The sequence below is a fragment of the Legionella santicrucis genome, assembly GCF_001468135.1.
Lineage (GTDB): Bacteria > Pseudomonadota > Gammaproteobacteria > Legionellales > Legionellaceae > Legionella > Legionella santicrucis.
Genome location: NZ_LNYU01000032.1, coordinates 1 through 19,371, shown reverse-complemented (window position 1 = coordinate 19,371; position 19,371 = coordinate 1). Strand labels below are relative to the sequence as shown.

The following is a 19,371-nucleotide window of genomic DNA, read 5'->3' as shown; positions in this document are numbered from 1 at the left end:
AATCAACAATAGCCAGTCTATCGGCAAAAGAGGGTAAAGGATTGGCGTAACGCTTTTTAACGGTTTGTTCCTTTATGGCTTGGGGATTCATTTCCCCAAGCAACCAGTTAGATAATCGTTTCATTATGTCTCCTTAATACAGTTCTGATGCCAAGGCATATTGGTTTTGCTTGTAAAGGAAAAAGCGAGTCGTGTAGGCAGGCTTGATGATTTGTTCATCACCCAATTGCGCCACATGCGCAAAAACATGGATAGGCACTTCGGGGTTAGGCAGTTGCTTAAATTCTTCTCCCGAATCATCAAGACGCATCTGTTGGTAAACAGGCTTTTGTATTGGTTGTTGCAGGCTCTGCTGATACAACTGGCTGACTGTTAAGCCCTGCTCAGGAATGGCGTTTTGCGACATCCTGGCAGTGGAACAAGCGCTTAATGCCAGACTAGCGCAAAGCATTATCAAAGTTTTTTTGTTGATGGTAACCATAATCTAATACCCTCCCTTGGTGTTCTTTATCAATGGCTATTGTTTGGCTGAAATGTAAACTGAGTTGATTAGGGACAAACCCTGTATGGCCGCGGATACTTGCAGGAACAAAGACCATATCGAAGCTGCCCTGGATTCTTTTCTCAAGCCAGTCAGTAATCTTTTGGCTGCCTTCGTTGATTGCGCCCCCAGCAGCAAAGTGCGCTAAGTCGCCTGTCGGTGTGGCAATGGCAGAACCTCCCTCGGCCTGATAACTCATTTGCCATTTAGATAGGGCATTTCCTGCACCTTGAATACCGCCAGCTGCCATGAAGGCTGTTAATACTCTGGGGGCATTGGTGATGTACTGTCCTTTGATACAAGGATTACCGAATTGCGTGGTCAGGTAACCAATGCTGTCGTTATTCACCAGCTCTGCGGAGCTTTTCATTTGTTCTTGGCCGACATTCACAAAATGTCCATCCTCAAAGACAAATAGGGCTGAGGTGACATAGGCGCGAACACAGCTGATGTTATCGAGAAAGGAACCAACGCCAATCGAATAACCGCTGATTTTCATACCAGTGATTTCTTCGGGTAGTTGCATCCCATTGGCTGTCATTAAATCCCCTCGACTGACCATTGCTGTGAAGGGAAATAAAGGCTGCATGAGTTTGCCCTCAACAGGAACTTCGCCGATTAAAGCTGATAAGAGCGTGATTTTGCTGAAATCGCTGCCAGCTGGAATAGTATAAAAAGGCGTTTTAGTGGGTGCTTCTTCCTTAGTTGATGTGTCATGTTCAGGGAAAATTTTGCCTTCTTTCGGTGCTTTATCCAGCAAGGTATCCAGATCTTTAATTTGACCGGATACAGGCGCTTGATTGCCTTCCATGGGGTAGGATTGCGTTTGATGTTCAGTGAGTGACGCAAATTTTTCCTTTAATGCATTCAGTTCATCTTGCAGTGCAAAACTTGTTTCTTGTTTGGGTTGTTTTAATTGTTTTTGCAGCGATTTATTCTCTTTGTGCATTTGATCTAATTTCTTTTCTGTTTCTAATAATCGTGCGGAAACATCACGAATATTGTCATTGAATTGGCTTGCTATAGCTTCGCCAAAATTATTAGGATTGGGCGTGTTGTTGTTAACCGGTGCGCTATGACGGCTATTAATAAGAATCATAATGACCGCAAAAAACACCGAGCCTGCCAGAATTTTAATGCCATTGTTTTTATTCATCGGCTGTACCTCGCATGTTGGATGAGTGCTGTTGCAAAAGGTTGATCAGAGATTAAAAAGACAGTAGTGCTTTCGTGTTGATTGCGTGGTGGCAGTTCGCTTTTTGGGTAAAAACTGGCGGTTTGCCAATGCCCCATCAGCTTGGTGAATTGCAGCTTTACAGGTTGATTCAGCAAATTTTTTAAATCGACTGCGGTGACGTAAAGATTGCCGCCACGCCATGAAGCCAGAGGATGAGCTTCAATGCTTGCACCATAAAACAAAGGGATGGTTTTATTGGTTTGCATAGGTGAGCGGTAAATTCCCTCTGGAATTTCTCTGACCCGTTCAGGCGAATACAAGGCTTGAATGGCAAAACGGGTTAATTGAATAGCGTTGTATTCATATTGACTGGCTCCTGCATTAAGGTTGATTTTGGGATCATCTATCAGAATCTCAATCGGCGTGGTGTTGATTGCTTTCTCATTGGCATTAAGATTAAGAATAACCACTTCGCCTTCAGGCAATAACTGGACAATCAAGCGAGAATCTTTGAATGATTCTTTGGCTTTAAGATACAAGCTACCTTTGACTTTCAGAATATCGAGGCTGGCACTGAGTTGTTGATCAATCACCTTAATGGCTTGGGGAAACTGGACTAACCGCTCTTTATTGATCGGTAATTCAATTGTTAAAGGAACTTTTTCCCAAACCAGGTGTTCACTTTGCAGGGCATGGCTTAGGTGCATCACAGCAAAGCACAGAGCGAATAAGCTAATTTTAATGAGTTTCATGGTGTTCCTCCGTGTCGACCAGTAAATCTTGTAAACGTTCTTCAGGACGGGTATAGCCATCCAGAGCTAATTGAAAAGGGTTGTGAAGACGCGACAGGTTGAGCTTGACCACACGAAGATGATAAGCCACTACTTTGTCAGCAATGACCATGGCAGAGTTGTCTTTGAGCCTTTGCGTAATGCGTAGTATCAGCTTGACTTCCCAGGTATCGGGACCAATTTTTTTAATGTCTTGCGGTTCCATAAAGCGATAGAGACTTGCTACTTGAGTGCGGTCAAAGAGTTGAGCGTTTTTATAAGCTGCCAGGGTTTCACGAAGTAACTGCTCATGCCGTGATGTGAAGTAATAATGAAAGGCTTTAATGTTTTGGTTGAATTCTTCTTTGCCTTTATTAGACCAGCTGTAGAGTGTCGGCATTAAGGAAGTCACATATCCTTGCACGTATTCATTCGGTATTTCGCTTGCCTTCATTAAACCGCCATTAGCAGCCATATTAGGACTAAGCCAGAATTCATAGCGTTTGGGCATGGTCATCAGGTTAATAATTAATGCTAAGATGATGATTGATAACACACCGATAAAAGCCAGTAATAAACGATTGTGATGTTGTAGGCTGTCGATTTTTTTCCAGTAGTTAAACATGCGGCTCTCCAACAGATTTATTCTTTTGCCAAGTTCCCTGGTAATGAATCCAAGGTGAATGTTTGAGCCTTAATCGCACCATCCACTGAATCGTTTTCTTCATCACATAACCATAGGGCTTACCTGCTTTGATGCGGGAAACTCCTTTAGGCCACACAGTAATAGACAGAATGAATCCAATCACAAAACCGATGCAGCCAGAGGCCAGCGGAAACTCAACCATTGCTCCTAAGAGAACGAAGAACAGGGTAGTTGCTGGGGTTGTGGTGATAACAATCCAAAATAATTCACGAAGACTTAAACCTTTCCAGGCTGGGAAGTCGTGTGACAGATGGCGCGAAGAAGGCTGACTCATATTTCACCTCCTATATTTTGAACTTGGTAATCATGGTGTAACCCACATAACCAGAAGCAATGCTAATGGCTAAATAGGTGATGCCCATTACGGCAAAAGTACCGAAGGCCACCATGGATCCTTCGTTCTTTTTAGACTCTTCAATACCGTGTTGTACCGTGGTAATGAATTTAATAAAGGTCACAACAGCGGTAATGAAGAGCAATAAACCCAGACCTTGTTTGACGTAATTCCCTGTCACGGTCATCATGCTTTTAGAGCCGTCCCCGATGTTGTCCGCGTCGGAAATTTTAGGGAACCAGTTATCTGCCAATAGCACAGGGGCATATAAGATATTTACTACTCCAAGGCAGATTGAGCGAAGCATTGTTTTCATGTTGTCTCCTTAACAAATAAAACTAAAATGAAGATCATCAGACCAATCACTAATCTGATGAGCCGAGAACCCAGACGCAGTAAGTATCCATGTTGTTGTTTTTCCTCTGCGTCCATCATGTGGTTGACAGACCACATCACCGCTAATATCACCAGGGCTATGGCAATAAAGCGGATACTGCCGGAAAAGACTTGTGCCGATATGTTATTGCTTGCTTGTTTAAAGGTGGTAGCAAACATTCTGGCTATTTCGTCTTTACTCATTAGGGTTTCCTCACAAAGTCCATTTCCAAGGCCTTGATCTTGCGTGGTGCAATGATTGGTTGATTGATGTAATCAATCAGGCCATTGCGAATATTCAGTAAATCTTCTCTTAAACCTGCATGATATTGGCCTTGGACATCTTCAAATCCTTCAATTTGTAATTGGATACGGGTATTGGGGGTTATCTGTGTTTGTGCTTCATCAAGCAGGGGCATGATGGCGTTAATCTGGTTAATGATGCGCACCAGCGTTTCATTTAAATCAGGGTTATTCGCCCAGCTGTGTAGGCTTATCATCATTAAGGTCAAACAAAGCAATCGTTTCATGGTTTCTCCCTATAAATACTTTTTAAAGCGACTGGCCGTCATGGCCACCATTAATCCCATCAATAAACTGATAGGAACAAAGACATAAGCAGGGGTGATGCTGACAGGCAGGGCAAGCCAGAGCATGAGTAAAATCACAAGTCCCTTTTTTAAATAGTGGTTAAGTCTGTGGAATAAATAAGAGGATTCACGGCCTAAGCAAGCGGTGCGTATTGCTCTTTGGTTAAGACCATCAACTAGACCTGCAACCATAGTCAGGGCAAATAAAGGCATGGCAGCGAATAAAATAATAAGTTTGATTAATAGACATTGACTGCTTAATAAAACCAGCTGGAAAAACTGTTGTGATTTTTCGAGTAAGTCTGCTGCAAATTCATTAATCGCTAATTTGTTTAAATAGGGAATAGTCAGCGTCCAGCTAGGTTTGGCATCTAAGGGTAGGGCTGCCAATAGTGAACCTTGATAAACAGGGGTGATGGCTTCTCGTTGAGTATTTACAAGGACATTGACCTTATCAAAGGCAAATGGATAGCCATGAAGCATCCATTGACTTACAGCCCAGATAATCAACGCTAACCAACCCAAGAAAAGAACTAAAGTCAGCTGCATAGTCATTTGTCTGGAATATTGTTTTACTGCCATACAGCCCCCTCAGCAATGATTAAGGGGTAATGTTGTTCACGGATGTAATTCAGCAATGGATCAACATTGACGGGTAATAGTGGCAATTTAAACTTTTCTTGCAGAGCTACAATGGTTTCAAAGTCATTCACATTGGTGATGAACCCAGTGGCTTGCATGGATTTTAATTGCTCTTGATGTTGTTCTAACCATTTGATGGATTCTCTATCCGCGCCTATGACAAATAGAGCCATGTTTAACAGATTGGTATCCAATTTTTTGCGGCTTACTTTGCCAACAGTGGCTTTGCTCTTTGCTGGTACGCCAATAGGGCTAGACAGATTAAGTCTTAATGACGCATCACTTTGTGACAGCGTTAAAGGAATCACATTCATGCTATGAACATTTAAAGCGACCAACAGCAAGAGCAAAATCCTAATCATTAAAATCTCCCTAAATCGACGACTTGCGAAGTTTTGCCTTTTGCCAGTAAGAGCAAGGGTGTTTGTTTCTTGTCGAGTTTTAAGCCCTCATACTGTTGGCTACCTGGGTTCAAGGTGATTTGTTGACTGGTCACCAAATGGATAGGGATTTGATGTCTGTTAGCCCAAAGTTGGATAGCGCTATTGTCCATATCCAGAAAGAGAAGATTGAGCTTGGTGTTTGGTGTACGGCTAATAGCATCGACCAGTTGCAGTACAATGGTGGTTACAGCGTCATCGGCTCTTATAAAGAAATAGAGCGTTTCACTTTCTTTTAATTGAATGGGTTGATGTGCATAGGGAGAGTAAGGAGATGGATCAAAATCACCGACTACAGGCACATCTTTAAACAGTTGGTTATAGGCTTTGTAAAAGGCATTATTCCAGGCTATGTTTTGCGCGACCTTTTGGGCTTCTTGAAGGGCAGCAAGTTCGGCGAAATGAGCTCGTTCAGCGTCATTCTTGGCATTTAGTCCAAGAATATCAACGGGTGTCATACGTAGGTCTTTGTAGTAAATACCACTTCTGCTTTGTATTAATTGCAGATAGCGTTTTTCTTCTGCCTCACTTAATCCCCATGCTTTGGCTTCCTGTTTTTGTAAGTCGTTAAGTTGAAAATCTTTGTCTTCAATAACTTCATCATGAAATTCGGCCAGACCTGCTTTCGTCAACGCATTATCAGCACTGAGCATAGGTGGTGTGGCAATACCTGGGATATACAAACCGGCAATTGCCTGTTGACCCAGGAGTAACCCGATTGCCAGTGTGGACAGCTTAAGCATGGCTCACCTCTTGTTGACTTAGATGAACCAGCAGATGCGCATTGTCAGCATTTTCAAATTCTATGGTTTGCTTCGCAAAGTCGATCTCAAAGACAGTCCATCCTGCCAAGGAATCGCCTTTTTCCAACGCTTGGGTTTTGTAGTGGTAGGAAACAGAGGCAACAGAAACTTCTTGGATACTGTCTATGCTTAATACTTTAAACGGTAGTTGATTTGCAGGAAGCATTTTGACAGGTTGCTTTTTCTCATCCAGATGGCGTAATAAATCAGTAATGCCTTCAAGCTGTTTCTTAATTGCGATTTGTTCAGTTGTAAACATTTCACCTAATTGGTGTTCATCTTTATTTTGTATTTGTTGAATGAACGCTCCCAATTGTTTTATGTTTTTGGTAATAGGCGATAAATCCGGTTGTTCAACAGGTTGATTGAGTTGTTTTTGTATAGTGGTTAATCGCTCATCCAGCGTATTAAATTTATTGTTCTCAATAGAGGGTTGGCTTTTTAAACAAATGAATACGACCAACAATCCGTTTAACAAAAGAAGACTAAGCCATTTGGCATCAAAATACTTTTTCATCCTGCTCTCCTTGCTATCAGACTAAAATTGATTTCTCTTAACAGGTCATCCTGCTTGAGATTGAATAGATGCTGACCGACCAATACCGTCAATCCATCGGTAATCGTTAAAGGTCCTAAATTTCTACTAACCTGTGGTAGTGGTTGTTGAAATACTTGTTGTAGGCTTTCGCTTTGTTTTTCTTTTGGAGCAAGGTGATACCCTGAATAACGAAGCCAGTAATTCACTGCTTCTCCTATAGTTTGTATGGATGCAGGAAAATGAATCTGTTGAACAGTTTTCAATGGATTTATCTGAGCTGCCAAAGGTTGATTGTTGAGCGTGGCATAGCGACCGACTTGGGTTATATTAGCTGCCTGAGCATTTAGGCTACATAAAACAAAACTACAAAGCAGAAATTTTCTAAGCATGATTGCCTCCTGATTCTGTGGATTTATCCCTTAATTTTTGAGCCAGGGCATGTTGTTCCATTGCTTTTTGGATAAAGACCTCTTTACGTTCAACATCAATATGTTTGGGAGCATCTATACCTAATTTGATTAGTCCTTCCTTTTCAGAGATAAGAAGTACTTTGATTCTGCCTTTATCAATGTAAATTGCTTCGCCCATACGACGGATTAGAATTAGCATGATGTTTTCTCCTTAGCTTCTTTGAAGAGGTAGTCTTTCATTTGGTCGATATGAAGTTGGACGATTTTGGGATCGGTAGGGATATGCGGTTCAGTTTTTTGTTTTAACACTTCTTGACGGGCTTGGATGCCTTTTTGGATGTTGGTGCAGTACTCATAAAAAATCGGCAGACAAGGAGGAACAGCCAGCTTTTTCTTTATTTGTTCTAAAGCAAGTTTCAACACTTGATTGTCAAATTCTTTCAAGCCTTCTGACCATTCACGTTTTGAGATCTCGAGAAAATTAGTGTTGCTGTAAGTTGAGACCCACAGATAGCCATAAATTGCTGCAAGGCGCATAAACAGTGTATCCATTCTCTTATCGTACTCTGGAGTTGTCGAATGAGAGGACATTGCTTCCTGACTCTGGGGGTTCATCAAAGTCGAAATCGAAGTTTGCATCTTTGCAGGATTCAGTAAGGATATCTGTTGCTGATTTTTTTCGAGAACGCGCTTGATTGGCTTCATTTTGCTGCTCCTCTTGGGTTTTTAAGGTAAGTAATTCATCGTTCCAACATTTGCGTGAAAGCCAGGTGGCTGGGTATTTCCAGTTCGGCAGCCACTCGCCGAAAAACTCCATTTCCTCACGGTTATTAATTTGGGCTTGCAAGCCTGTTAGTATTTGTTCAATCAACTGTTCATCTGGTTGCAGATAACCAAACTCACGCCAGGCTTTAGTTCGGTCTTGTTTTAAAGGATAAAGAGACCAAAATTTTTCAAATTGCTGCTGTAAAAAAATAAAACGATCTTTGGAGTTATGAGGTGTGTCGGGTTTTGTGTTTTGCGCTGTGTTGGGTTTTTGATATTTTTTGTCGTAACTTGATGATTTAATATTATTTTTATCGTTCGGGTTTGTGCTGGGTTGAAGTGTCGGGTTTGTGTCGGGTTTATTCTGAACAGACAAATCCGAATTGGCTAATAAGCATTTTAAAATGAGTTGTTTACCAATAGATTTGATCTCCACTAACCCAGCGCGCTCAAGCGCATAGATGATACGGCGTAATTGCGGACGACTAGGGCTACCTGAATGTTCAAAACCTTGGTGGGGTTCAACATAGAGGGCTTCAGCAAGCTGTTGATAGCTGATTTTACGCTTAACACCTACCAGAAAGGTATTACGGTCCATATACGGACGAATCCCCAGCAAATAGGCTGATTGCTGGATATAAGGTAACCCCATCAGAGCTGATAATTCATCGGTATTAACAAACAAAAATCCCATTTTTCTATTTCATCCCTTCAAAAGCACCATCAAAAAACAGCGCTTGCACTATCAAATGATTTCAATTAGTATCAATCAATAACACGAAGTGTGTTGTTGATAACCCATTGTAAATAAGCACTTTTTAGTGTCAATGGGGTATTTCCGTTTGATAGCAAATGAACCTAAATGAACATGAAAAAAATTATTGGCAGTAGGATTGCACAGGCAAGAAGGGCGAATGGATTGACGATTAAAGTTTTGGCTGATAGGACAGGATTTGGGGCTGCCAGGATTGGGAATTGGGAGCAGGGAACCAGGAGTCCTGGGCCGGAAGAGGCTAAGAGCTTGTCTAAGGAATTGCAGGTTGCGGCTTCTTGGTTGCTTTGTTTGACAGATGACCCATTAGGTGAACGAGTTGAAAAGAGCATAATTGCCAACACAAAATACGAGTAAATGTTTTCACAAGAGCTTATTTTGAAAGATCAAGAACAAATATTTTAGTTTTATCAGAAATATCTTTATAACATTCATTGAGTTTATTTTTCATTTCTTGTAGAGATTGAGGACGTTTTCTTTTCCAAGCTTTTGGGAGTTTAGATGTGGTTTTATTTCCAAACCATAATACTAAATAAACACCAAATCCGTTGGCATGATAATCTGTTGAATAATTTTGTAGTTGATCTATTGCGGCAGACCATAGATCAGTATGCCATTGACCTTTTATTTCTATTGGCACATCTAATAAATTATAAGTACTAAGAAGATCACATCGTTTATCATCAGATCTAGCGCCCTCTACGTGCGCGCGTGCATTATATTTTTCAAGATGCGGTGTTAGTGCTGATGCTATTAGATCACGACAATAATTTTCTTTATGTGGGTTTTCGTTATCCCAATAAAATTTAAAATCACTTGTTTCACTACCTTTGAGTCTTAACTGTAATATTTCTAATTGGTCAATTAGTAAGGCTTGTAAATCCTTGTGTCCGGTGGGTTCTTTGCTCAGTAAGATATTTTGTACATCTTGTAATGAAAAATATTTTTTATAGCTTTCTGATTTATGCTTTTTATTCTCAGTTAACGCATGTTTAAGTTCATCGCAATATTGACATAAATCGTTTTTGTTAATGAGATCAGAAATTAAATCTTGTGCTTCTTGCGTTGTAATTAAAGAAAGTTCAGTTATACATCCTTTAATAAGTCTGGATGCATCCCACGGATGTTGATTTCCTTCCCAACTGCCAGTGGGGTATGGCACCGGTGGCCATATTGAACCAAATTTCAAAATAAAAAAATATAATTGCTGTGCATTCATCTTTGGCCAATAAGTTGAAATTTTCTTATCAACGAAGATAAACTCACTTAATACCCAAATACTTATTTTATCTTCTGAAGTATATTGATTGAGTATTTCAAAATGAGATTCAAAGTCCAGAAGAAAACAAGTGCTTATCCAAATATCCCGTTGAGGGCATTTATCAAATTCTTGCTTACTAATTTGTTCTCGAATTAACTTAATAACATCATTAGGTGAGTAACAAATAGCTATGGTAAGGACTGTTTTCAAGCTATCATAAGCTAATTTTTGGTAATTATTAAGCCATTTTAAAGCTACTTTTCCTGCTATATCCTGGAATAAACTGTCAGTTTGAATTCGATATAATCCAGGAACATATCTTTCTTCAGAATATAAATAAGGTTCTATCGTTTCATAAATAAAATTTTCTTTTGACAATGAGTCTTTGAAAAGAATAAATTCAAGCTCTTTTTGTACAGAAGAGGATATATCATTGCTTTTGAAGCTAGCTCCCCAATGACAAGCAGCTAGAGCTGAATGAGCAATATTTAATGGAATTTCGTCTAACTTTTCATTGCGAGATAAAATAATATCGCAGTATGCTAAAAGAATAGCCTCAAAGGGGGAAATCAAGTTTTGATTAATACGTAGTTGTATTATCTCATGGACGGTTGGTATGTTATTTTCTTCAATAGCTGAACAGATTCCATTTATTGCTAGTGGTAAGAGCTCTATACCTAAAAGTTCAACTACACGTTTTTTCGGTTCATTTCCCTGAATATCACTAAACCAACCTAAATAAGCTTTCGCTATTTGATTTAAGCCATTTATATGTTTTCCTGAAACTAACTGATCTCTAATTTCATGATATTGTTGGTGTCTTTCTATTACTTTTTTCTTTTGTCTACTACGATGAGCTGCTTGCTTTTTTTCATATTGTTCAATTTCTTTTTTTCCATTAGCTCTTTGCAGTTCTATATCATGTATATGTTTTTTTAAATTTATATTTAGAATGGCTTGATCCTGAGCATGTTTCAAAGCAGCACCAGTAAAAGGCTGATAGGCAAATATCCAACGAACTAGTTCTTTCCATTTTAATTCGTTATCCGACGTATGCAGTCCCATAATATTATCGAGATGAAATATTATGTCTTCCTCTATTACCCATAACCATGTATGACTTAAACAGAATATTAGCCAGAGTTTATCTGGCTTTGAGCTTTTAATTGCAACTGATTGAAGAGATCTACGATAATCAGTATTTTCAGATAAATATTTAGTAATTTCATCATACTCATTATGATGCCGAGAAGCATTTGTTTCAATTATGCTTAACCAAGTCCATAATTCTTGAGGTACAGGTTTAGAAATTCGTTTCATTCTCTCTTGAGTAAACTGTAATACTAATCTCTTTATTTTGTTTTGAATTTTTTCATTTTTTTCTGATGATGCTGAGCCTAATTCCTTCAGAAAAGATCGGATACATCCTTCAATTTGTTCAATAGACAATTGTTCGAATAATTTATAACCTAAAGCTATCAAAGATATTTGTTTATCTTCAGCTGATTTTTTTAATATTTCTAAGAAAATTTCTGAAATTTTGTCTGAATTATACAGTTTGGTAGCAACTCTAAATATATCTAAAATGAGATATAGAGAATTAATTTCGTCATGGTGATGTAATTTATCAGATATTATTATCCAATTGGGTTCTATCGTACATTTTTTTAAAGCTGTTACAACAGCTTCTCTTTCTACAAGAGTTACAGTTTGTTCTAATAAAATAGATATGAGCTCATCTTTTATACTATCAATAAAATTAGGAGATGCGGTATGTTCAATGGATTGAATAATTAAATAAGATAATTGAAACGGCGTATCTTTAGTATGTAAAATACTTAAAACATCGTCTCGCAACTCAGGTCTTAACAGACCGTCTCCCACGCTGATATGCCAATCTTCGGCTCGGAAATAGGGATCGTCCTTTGCAATTTTTTGTAAAGACTTCAGAAGAAATTTTAACTGTTCTGTAGTTAAAATTGTGGGATCACTATATTTTAAGAATCCGTAAGGATCTCGGTTAATAAAACTATTCCTTTCTGGCTGACAAAAAACTGCAAGCCAAGCATGGAGTCCTCTAAGAGCAGAAGGAACTATATATCTATCACCATAAAGCAACGCTTCTAGACGTCGTATAGATAATTTATTATTTAACTTATTGCCGAGCCATTTTGCAGCTAAAAATTCTGCTACTGTTCTATGGCATGGCACTAAAATATTATTAGAATCTGAACGGAATAACATTGTTGATAAGATATGTTGCATTAATTCATTAGAACTATTCTCATCGAAAAATTCTTCAATTTTAGGTGCAGATAAATCTTTATTATTAATAGATACGCCTATTTTCCCTGAAAGCAAAAGTTGAGCACAAATACAACCAGCTGTTTCAATTAGCTTATGGATATTTGGAGGTGTTTTAATAGATGCATGAATTTCACTATGTTCCTCAAGAAGAGTCAAACAAGCATTTTCATACAAATCTAATTTAGAGCTCGGCCATCCACCATTTTGTTGATGTGCTTTTAAAAATAATGACAAATTATTAGGATTTCTTAGTAAATCTACAACACCTCGTTTTTGAGCTTCTATAAAAAAGTCGTTACCATCTATTTCTTTACCTTCGTTGTTAATGAACTCTATAATTTCTCGGTCATTTAAGGATAATAAATGCCCAAGAATTGGTTTTTTATTCCATCTGTTTTGAATGATTTTACTATTTACCGCATCCTTCCAGTCAGCAGTGCGACATGCCAATATAAAGTTTGGGCTATGATGATGCGAGATTTTTGATAAAATATTATCGGATATAAGCTCTTTTTTATATACTGTTACCTCATCAATTCCATCAATGATAATTTTAGAGGGCTTAGAAACTGCTTCGATTGCTGGAGATAACATTATGGATACTGCATCATAACAGATAGAATTTGTTCTTTCTTTGAATTCTCTTAATAGAGTAGACTTCCCACTGCCAGGCTCACCTAGTAGGATTAAAGGACCATCCATAGCAAAAAAATCCGCATCAGAGCAAATTTTTTTCTTGTCTGAATCATCAATAATTTCTATTCGTCTTGGAATATAGTTCATTCAGTGCTCTCTGTCTTGGCTTTGTAGGCTCTTAATTTTGGGTATATTTTATCTATAACATGCTCATATCACCACCCAAGCGATGATTGAATAATATAATAGGTTTTGTCAGCTTTAACCAATGAATGTACCAATATAAAAAATAATGGGGGGAGTGTGCAAATTTAGCATATGTAATCGTTAAACTATTTTATGCAGGTAACTGAGAGTATTTTTGTCTATTATTAGAATGCTTCACATACATAGTAATAAAAGCACTAGCCACCAAAGTAAATACTAATATAGAAGGCGATGATGCAATACCTGTTTTTTTAACCAGTATTAAAGAAACTAACGGAGCAAGTCCAGCTGATAAACTTGCAGCAGTTGAATATAAAATTGATAAAACAGTGCATCGTAACTTAATCGGAAACATTTCAGCTAACATCACCGGTACTGTTGCATAATAAGCTCCAGCAGGAATTGCAATTAATGCTTGTCCTAATAAGAGCTCATAAATATCATGGTGCGATAAAACATAAAAAAATGGCTGGGAAAGAATCAATAAACCAACACTAGCAAAGATCACAATTTTTTCTCGATTGATTTTATCAGATAGTTTTCCAACTAAAGGAAATACAGCTAATAAAACAATTAATGAAAGTATATTTGATAGGATAATTTCATGATCCTGAAAATGACTATATAAATGGGCTTGCATAGGACCATAAATGTAAATCTGGAAAGTCGTTGTTACTCCTAGGCAACTTAAAACAAATACATAAAGAGATTGAATTTTATTGTCCTTGATGTAGTTGACTGATTCTGAAAGTAGACTCTTAAATTTAGGTTTTGGCCTGTCTGCATAGTACATGATGTACTCCATACTCTCAGGAATACACAACCGGATATACAAGCCAATGGAAGAACCTAGTAGTGCAAGGACAAAAGGTACACGCCAGACTAGCCAATCGTGTTCAGGATAGTGATTGGTAAAATAAGTAACTAATAATGCTACCAATGATGCTACGAGCATTCCTGACATGGCACCAAACGAAGCCCAGCTGCCCGAGTAGCCTTTTTTGGAGGCTTCTGCATTTTCAACCAGATAAGCTGAAGAATTTAGATATTCTGCACCACAGGAGAAGCTCTGAATAACTCTTAACACTAATAAGGTTATAACAGAAAAAGTACCTATGGTGCTGTGTGGGGGGATAAACCCGATAAGGGTTGTTGACACGCCCATCGTTAAGATGGACGCTGCAAGGATAATTTTTCTGCCATAGATATCGGATAATAAGCCCATTATCATAGCCCCAATAGGTCTGGCTAGATATCCAGCAAAGAAAGTAAGAAATACTAGAAATAAACCCTTTGAAGCATCACCAATTAGGTATTTGGCAATGTAGACTGAGAGTAGGCCGCAAATGGCCATATCAAAAGATTCTATTAAATTGCCTAGTGTGCCTGCCAGTATGATTCGGGTTTGATGCTTCATAGGATTATCCTTTACTTTGCATTGCCGATAGAGTGGTTAGTGAGTCCTGATCTTCTACTCGGTCTAAAAATAAAAATCCATTCAGGTGATCAATTTCATGCTGAAGAATACGGGCTTCCAAGCCGGAAGCTTTTTTGGTAATTCTATTTCCATCTATGTCAAAGCCTGAATATTCAATTTCCATGGCTCTTGGAACCTCTCCCATTAATTCACCGCAATTAAGGCATCCCTCGTAGCCAGTTTGAATTTCTTGGGACAGGATTTTTAATGCAGGATTAATTAATGCAGTATCGGGGATCGGGTATTCTGGTTTTCTCCGTTTGGTATAATTAGTACCAAATACAATAACTCGTTTGCTGATGCCAATTTGGGGAGCAGCTACCCCTACGGCACCTTTGTCAGCCATAATGCCGAACATAGTCTTAATCAGCTCTTTTAACCAACTGCTACCAAATTCTGATTCTTTAATTGGCTCAGCGGTTTGTCTTAAAATAGGATCGTTTTTATCCAGGAGTGTGTTCATAGTTCACCTGATTGTTGATGATTAATGTGAGTTTGGGCTTAGTCTTCATGCAGGACTGTTTGTCTGGTAAAGTTAAATACTCTTGAATTTGCCTTAACGCAAACTTGCCCATGGCTAACAGTTTTTCGCAATGAATGGAGCTTTTGTTTTGGATATAGGGATTTATTCGTTTTAATCCAAATGAAAAGATTGCTCTATGAGAATCATATTCAGTGGGGATGGAAATACCTGTGATGAGTCCAGGTTCTATCTGTTTGTATTTTGTAATTGCTTCTATACAGCCTATATGAGGAAGTTCGCTCCATAATTTCGGTTGATCCTGGCTGATGAACTCTGGTTGATAGCAACCATCAAATAGCCAGAGACTTTTCTCAATTAAATTTTGCTCTATAGCTGGGTTGGAGGACATGAAAAAGATCTGTCCTGCTTGATTGATGAGGGCAATGGAAGCATAGTCTGTTTCTACTTGCCCGAGTACGTCAGAGAACACTTTTCGCATGGTGATATAATGTTCAAAGAGAAAATCTTTTGCTTTAGGGTGAAGCCTTACTTCAACAGCTGTTACATCCATATCTACAAACTTCTTAAACGGCATGACTGTGCTTTTTTCTTTGTTCTTCGTAGGAAGAAATGGAACCAATGGCCAAGTCAATGATTTTTAGTAAATTATTTTCCGATGTGTCAATTGCACGTACTTCTTTGATTAATCCTAACACAAAATCGGCGTAATCGTCATTACTTCCATGAGAAACAGGGTATAAATGATGGCTTTGCTTCAAGATGTAATGAAGTAGTGTTTCATCGACTTCATTTTTCTTAGGAGCTGCATGTCCTTCCTCACCAAATAATAGCCAGCCTGGGTTTACATGAAGATGATGAGCTAATTGTTTAACTTTCTCATAATCAGGTAGAGCATCACCTCTTATATAGCGACGGCAGATTTGTTCTGATGCACCTGTAAATTCTGCTAGGGCTTTAATACAGATCCCATTAGGTGAACGAGATGCAGTATGTCCTTTATCTTTGAGGGTATGGATCAAGCGATTTGCAAACGATTGATAGGGTCCCTTACTCATAAAATTATCCTTTTAATCGAACGTCGTAAAAAAATTATCATATAAAACGGTATCATTCAATATCATATCGTATCTTAATTTAAATTTCTTAAAAATACATATTGATAATTATTTTAATATCGTTTTAATATTAGTTTCGATAAATGATACTTAATGTTCATTTTGCGCGATTTGGACTTTATTACACATGTTTTACAGGAGTATATCGCATGTTTTACGATCAAAAAATCACCATCTATAAGGGTATTATTCAGTATCTACTGGATTCAACCAATTATTCTCTACAACGAATCGCTAATTTATCAAACTCCCCAATTGCTCATTTGCAGTTAATCTACCAGCACAATCGTTTACCTAAAGAAAGTAAGGTTGAATTGAATTTGCTGAAGCTGTTTATCACAGTCATTGATATGGAACACAAGGGTGAATGGAAGGCTCGTTTACAACTTAAATAACAGAGGGATTTGGAGAATCAATGATGCAACCAGTTAATGATCTATTTACACAACAGATTCTGTTTATCAATGACGTAGAAGTCATTATCGGAAAGGACCGATTGACTTTACGCCGTTGGTGGAGTGAAGGGAAATTTCCCAAGCCAGTAAAATTACATGGCAGAACTTTAGCCTGGCATAAAGACGTGATTGATAACTGGATTAATCAATATGTCAGATAAATCCATTTTCATTGCCTGAAGTGGTCAATGACTGCTTTAGACAATGATTAATTTCTAAAGGTTTATAAGTAATACTTATCATCCCCTTTTTCTAAAATGACTTTAAAACCGCAAGTGTGAGAGATGTTGAGGAAGTTACTAAGCTTTACATCTTCTTGCTCACCGGAGCGAATTTTTTGAATTACAGTTGGAGAAAGCCCTGCTTTTTCGGCCAGTTTTCTCACGGTCATTTTGCCATTCTTCATGAGTGCTTTGATGATTTCAGATAATAGAAACTCATCATATTCTTTTTCAAATTGTTCACGAAAAAGAGGGTCCTGCATTTCTCGTTCAAAAGTAGATAAATGTTTCTTAGTCATAATAATCACCTGTTTTTACTCTACTGGTATATTGATCCATAACCTTTAAGGCTTTTTCCTTTTCGGTTAAAGGTAACTTATCCTGCTTCTTCCTAAAGGCATTAGTTAAAATTATTTTTCTGTCTTCAAAAAAGAAACATAAAAATCTATCTGGCTTAGGTTTGAAGGCATAAATTTTGTCTCCTTCATGTCTAAACTTGGTTTTATCGTGAATGATACCGGCATCGCCCATTCTCTTTAATAGCTTCAACAACTGAATGCGTTCGTCTTTATTCAAAGAATAATAATATTCTTGAGATTGGCTATGCTTCTTTTCGTCAAAGTACCATTCAATCGTAAACTTTTCGCCTTGATAGGCAATATATTCAATATCTCTATTCATTATAATTGTACCACTATAGTTGCACAAATTCAAATTTGTTTATTGTTAGTTCTTCTATCAGGCTACTCCATTTATCTAAAGCCTCTTTGCGCTGGTACAGCATTTCGTCTTTGTTATAAGTCGCCATGATCTTAGGCATTTTATGTCCAAGACATTTTTCTATAACTACTGGGTCGATTCGCAATGTTTCTCCAAGCTGAGTGGCAAAAGTGCGTCTGAGATCATGGGCAGTCCATTGTGGGATACCTACTCGTTTTTGTATGCGTTGAATAGCTTTAGATATCGATTTATCGCCTAGTGGGGAATCATCATCGACCCCAGCTAAAACAAAATTAGATAAGCTGATTTCTTTTATTTCCAACAGAAGTTTTTTAGTAAGCTCGCTCAGATGAATCTTCATGCTAAGTCCGATTTTATTATTCTCGGGAGGAATAATCCAAAGAGATTTCTCGAAATTAAATTCAGACCATTTTGCTAGTCTTAGTTCACCAGTCCTTGCACCAGTTAATAATATGATTTTAATGGCGTTTTTAATCTGAATTGACATCGAGTGATTATCACTATCCAAAAATAGCCATATTTTTTTTATTTCATCAAGATCGAGATTGCGATCACGAGGTTTTTCTACTCCACCTATGTCTCTTGCTCGAATATTTATGGCTGGATTAATTGTAATTTCTCCTCGACTTACCGCGTAATTAAATACTTGTTTCAAGGTACTAAGCACTTTATTGGCGTGAACAGGGGAGCCTCTTTGAACTATATTATCCAAGGCCTTTGCTATGTCTCGAGGCTGTATTTTTTCAATTTCTAATGTTCCTAATAGAGGGATAATGTCAGCATCAATTTGTTGTTTAATCTGTTGAGGTTGCTTACGGTGTTTAACAATATAATTGTTGTACCAATCAGAAATTAACGTTTTCACATTATTATTTTTTTGGAGCAATTTTTTTTGGATAATGTCTTCTGGGTCTTGGTCAGACTGCCTTATCTCCCATAAATCATTAAAGGCTTTTCTAGCTTCAGCAACACCCATTACTGGGAAATTACCAATAGTGAGCCATTTCTCTTTACCGCCAAATTTATAACGGTAGAACCAGGTTTTCGTACCTTTAGGAGAAACCCTTAAACAAAAGCCATTACCCTCAGTAATATGGTAACGATTTTTTTCGGCACTTAAATTTGCAATTTTGTTATGAGTAAACTTTTCCATAATTATGCTCTTATTAGGATATCAGAAATTGGCTACACTTCTGGCTACACTTTTTTGTTTGCTTGTATGAAATCAATTTATATCATTTGAAATATTGAAATGCAAATAATCCTTTATTTAAAAGGATGTTATGGTTATAATTGAATTTGTTTGAAATTAAATGAAATTGGTTGTCACTAGCATGGGGTGCTAGTGGTCGAAGGTTCAAATCCTTCCGTCCCGACCATCAAATCCCATTTGAAATCAATAAGTTGCATGTTCTTAGTTAAACCCCTTAAAATTCAAAAAATCTGCTAGGTGTACTTCTGGGTGTACTTTGGTTTTTTTAAAAATTAAAAGTAAAATTGGCTCATCCCCATTTCCCTGTCTCTTGATCACATCTCCATCAATTTGGTAGCTATCCTAAGTCCTTCAACTCGCTCTTGTAAACGGAACCATCCTTTCCAGATAG

General features: G+C 37.9%; 27 protein-coding genes. 3 read left to right on the top strand and 24 right to left on the bottom strand.

What is annotated here, in order from left to right; all coding sequences use genetic code 11:
* Window positions 1-133 precede the first annotated feature (133 nt).
* The 16 genes from Lsan_RS07700 to Lsan_RS07625 are packed head-to-tail and all read right to left on the bottom strand — an operon-like array spanning window position 134 to window position 8,785.
* Window positions 134-481: a hypothetical protein gene (locus Lsan_RS07700; protein ID WP_010652864.1), complete on the bottom strand. Its 348-nt coding sequence runs from the start codon at window positions 479-481 to the stop codon at window positions 134-136.
* Window positions 438-1,697 carry a TIGR03752 family integrating conjugative element protein gene (locus Lsan_RS07695; protein WP_010652865.1) on the bottom strand — a complete coding sequence of 420 codons (1,260 nt, stop codon included), beginning with the start codon at window positions 1,695-1,697 and terminating at the stop codon, window positions 438-440. The genes Lsan_RS07700 and Lsan_RS07695 overlap by 44 nt, the downstream gene beginning before the upstream one ends.
* The gene (locus Lsan_RS07690) at window positions 1,694-2,470 is read right to left on the bottom strand and encodes a TIGR03749 family integrating conjugative element protein (RefSeq protein WP_010652866.1); all 777 of its coding nucleotides are present in this window, start codon (window positions 2,468-2,470) and stop codon (window positions 1,694-1,696) included. Before Lsan_RS07690 ends, Lsan_RS07695 begins: the two co-directional genes overlap by 4 nt.
* Window positions 2,457-3,113 (bottom strand): DUF2895 family protein, encoded by a 657-nt coding sequence (locus Lsan_RS07685; RefSeq protein ID WP_010652867.1) that lies wholly within the window; start codon window positions 3,111-3,113, stop codon window positions 2,457-2,459. Before Lsan_RS07685 ends, Lsan_RS07690 begins: the two co-directional genes overlap by 14 nt.
* On the bottom strand, window positions 3,106-3,468 hold the full coding sequence (locus tag Lsan_RS07680) for a TIGR03750 family conjugal transfer protein (protein WP_010652868.1): 363 nt from the start codon (window positions 3,466-3,468) through the stop codon (window positions 3,106-3,108). Before Lsan_RS07680 ends, Lsan_RS07685 begins: the two co-directional genes overlap by 8 nt.
* Before the next feature lie 10 nt (window positions 3,469-3,478).
* A complete protein-coding gene (locus Lsan_RS07675; protein ID WP_010652869.1) occupies window positions 3,479-3,844 on the bottom strand; it encodes a hypothetical protein in 366 nt (121 codons plus the stop codon).
* Window positions 3,841-4,107 (bottom strand): hypothetical protein, encoded by a 267-nt coding sequence (locus Lsan_RS07670; RefSeq protein ID WP_010652870.1) that lies wholly within the window; start codon window positions 4,105-4,107, stop codon window positions 3,841-3,843. The genes Lsan_RS07675 and Lsan_RS07670 overlap by 4 nt, the downstream gene beginning before the upstream one ends.
* Window positions 4,107-4,433: an RAQPRD family integrative conjugative element protein gene (locus Lsan_RS07665; RefSeq protein WP_010652871.1), complete on the bottom strand. Its 327-nt coding sequence runs from the start codon at window positions 4,431-4,433 to the stop codon at window positions 4,107-4,109. The genes Lsan_RS07670 and Lsan_RS07665 overlap by 1 nt, the downstream gene beginning before the upstream one ends.
* Before the next feature lie 9 nt (window positions 4,434-4,442).
* A complete protein-coding gene (locus tag Lsan_RS07660) occupies window positions 4,443-5,075 on the bottom strand; it encodes a TIGR03747 family integrating conjugative element membrane protein (protein WP_010652872.1) in 633 nt (210 codons plus the stop codon).
* Entirely contained in the window at window positions 5,066-5,497 is a 432-nt protein-coding gene (locus Lsan_RS07655) for an integrating conjugative element protein (RefSeq protein WP_010652873.1), read from the bottom strand. The genes Lsan_RS07660 and Lsan_RS07655 overlap by 10 nt, the downstream gene beginning before the upstream one ends.
* Complete coding sequence (locus Lsan_RS07650; protein WP_010652874.1) at window positions 5,497-6,318, bottom strand: TIGR03759 family integrating conjugative element protein; 822 nt, start codon at window positions 6,316-6,318, stop codon at window positions 5,497-5,499. The genes Lsan_RS07655 and Lsan_RS07650 overlap by 1 nt, the downstream gene beginning before the upstream one ends.
* The gene (locus Lsan_RS07645; protein WP_010652875.1) at window positions 6,311-6,895 is read right to left on the bottom strand and encodes a hypothetical protein; all 585 of its coding nucleotides are present in this window, start codon (window positions 6,893-6,895) and stop codon (window positions 6,311-6,313) included. The genes Lsan_RS07650 and Lsan_RS07645 overlap by 8 nt, the downstream gene beginning before the upstream one ends.
* The gene (gene pilL2 / locus Lsan_RS07640; RefSeq protein ID WP_010652876.1) at window positions 6,892-7,305 is read right to left on the bottom strand and encodes a PFGI-1 class ICE element type IV pilus protein PilL2; all 414 of its coding nucleotides are present in this window, start codon (window positions 7,303-7,305) and stop codon (window positions 6,892-6,894) included. Before pilL2 ends, Lsan_RS07645 begins: the two co-directional genes overlap by 4 nt.
* Window positions 7,298-7,525, bottom strand: a complete 228-nt coding sequence (locus Lsan_RS07635; protein ID WP_010652877.1) for a carbon storage regulator — start codon at window positions 7,523-7,525, stop codon at window positions 7,298-7,300. The genes pilL2 and Lsan_RS07635 overlap by 8 nt, the downstream gene beginning before the upstream one ends.
* Entirely contained in the window at window positions 7,519-7,878 is a 360-nt protein-coding gene (locus Lsan_RS07630) for a hypothetical protein (protein ID WP_050801619.1), read from the bottom strand. Before Lsan_RS07630 ends, Lsan_RS07635 begins: the two co-directional genes overlap by 7 nt.
* A gap of 4 nt (window positions 7,879-7,882) precedes the next feature.
* On the bottom strand, window positions 7,883-8,785 hold the full coding sequence (locus Lsan_RS07625; RefSeq protein ID WP_010652879.1) for a hypothetical protein: 903 nt from the start codon (window positions 8,783-8,785) through the stop codon (window positions 7,883-7,885).
* A 168-nt stretch (window positions 8,786-8,953) separates the two neighbouring features.
* Between Lsan_RS07625 and Lsan_RS07620 the strand changes: the two genes are divergently transcribed.
* Window positions 8,954-9,220 (top strand): helix-turn-helix domain-containing protein, encoded by a 267-nt coding sequence (locus tag Lsan_RS07620; protein WP_010652880.1) that lies wholly within the window; start codon window positions 8,954-8,956, stop codon window positions 9,218-9,220.
* A gap of 16 nt (window positions 9,221-9,236) precedes the next feature.
* On the opposite strand, the gene Lsan_RS07615 is transcribed toward Lsan_RS07620, so the two are convergent.
* From Lsan_RS07615 to Lsan_RS07595, 5 genes are all read right to left on the bottom strand, one after another.
* Window positions 9,237-13,214: an NACHT domain-containing protein gene (locus Lsan_RS07615; RefSeq protein WP_010652881.1), complete on the bottom strand. Its 3,978-nt coding sequence runs from the start codon at window positions 13,212-13,214 to the stop codon at window positions 9,237-9,239.
* A gap of 190 nt (window positions 13,215-13,404) precedes the next feature.
* On the bottom strand, window positions 13,405-14,691 hold the full coding sequence (locus Lsan_RS07610) for an MFS transporter (RefSeq protein WP_010652882.1): 1,287 nt from the start codon (window positions 14,689-14,691) through the stop codon (window positions 13,405-13,407).
* A 4-nt stretch (window positions 14,692-14,695) separates the two neighbouring features.
* A complete protein-coding gene (gene def / locus Lsan_RS07605) occupies window positions 14,696-15,214 on the bottom strand; it encodes a peptide deformylase (protein WP_010652883.1) in 519 nt (172 codons plus the stop codon).
* Window positions 15,195-15,809, bottom strand: a complete 615-nt coding sequence (locus Lsan_RS07600; RefSeq protein WP_028389628.1) for a hypothetical protein — start codon at window positions 15,807-15,809, stop codon at window positions 15,195-15,197. The genes def and Lsan_RS07600 overlap by 20 nt, the downstream gene beginning before the upstream one ends.
* Window positions 15,799-16,290, bottom strand: a complete 492-nt coding sequence (locus tag Lsan_RS07595) for a helix-turn-helix domain-containing protein (protein WP_010652885.1) — start codon at window positions 16,288-16,290, stop codon at window positions 15,799-15,801. Before Lsan_RS07595 ends, Lsan_RS07600 begins: the two co-directional genes overlap by 11 nt.
* Window positions 16,291-16,499: 209 nt before the next feature.
* Here Lsan_RS07595 and Lsan_RS07590 point away from each other — a divergent pair, with 209 nt between their 5' ends.
* Together Lsan_RS07590 and Lsan_RS07585 are read left to right on the top strand one after the other, a co-directional pair.
* Complete coding sequence (locus Lsan_RS07590) at window positions 16,500-16,745, top strand: hypothetical protein (protein WP_010652886.1); 246 nt, start codon at window positions 16,500-16,502, stop codon at window positions 16,743-16,745.
* A 23-nt stretch (window positions 16,746-16,768) separates the two neighbouring features.
* Complete coding sequence (locus Lsan_RS07585) at window positions 16,769-16,966, top strand: helix-turn-helix transcriptional regulator (RefSeq protein WP_010652887.1); 198 nt, start codon at window positions 16,769-16,771, stop codon at window positions 16,964-16,966.
* Window positions 16,967-17,028: 62 nt separating this feature from the next.
* Here the strand turns inward: Lsan_RS07585 and Lsan_RS07580 are convergent, their stop codons facing one another.
* From Lsan_RS07580 to Lsan_RS07570, 3 genes are read right to left on the bottom strand one after another with little or no spacing between them, the layout of a single operon-like run.
* The gene (locus tag Lsan_RS07580) at window positions 17,029-17,325 is read right to left on the bottom strand and encodes an AsnC family protein (RefSeq protein WP_010652888.1); all 297 of its coding nucleotides are present in this window, start codon (window positions 17,323-17,325) and stop codon (window positions 17,029-17,031) included.
* The gene (locus Lsan_RS07575; RefSeq protein ID WP_010652889.1) at window positions 17,318-17,707 is read right to left on the bottom strand and encodes a type II toxin-antitoxin system RelE/ParE family toxin; all 390 of its coding nucleotides are present in this window, start codon (window positions 17,705-17,707) and stop codon (window positions 17,318-17,320) included. Before Lsan_RS07575 ends, Lsan_RS07580 begins: the two co-directional genes overlap by 8 nt.
* A 13-nt stretch (window positions 17,708-17,720) precedes the next feature.
* The gene (locus Lsan_RS07570; RefSeq protein ID WP_010652890.1) at window positions 17,721-18,920 is read right to left on the bottom strand and encodes a tyrosine-type recombinase/integrase; all 1,200 of its coding nucleotides are present in this window, start codon (window positions 18,918-18,920) and stop codon (window positions 17,721-17,723) included.
* Between the last annotated feature and the right edge of the window lie 451 nt (window positions 18,921-19,371).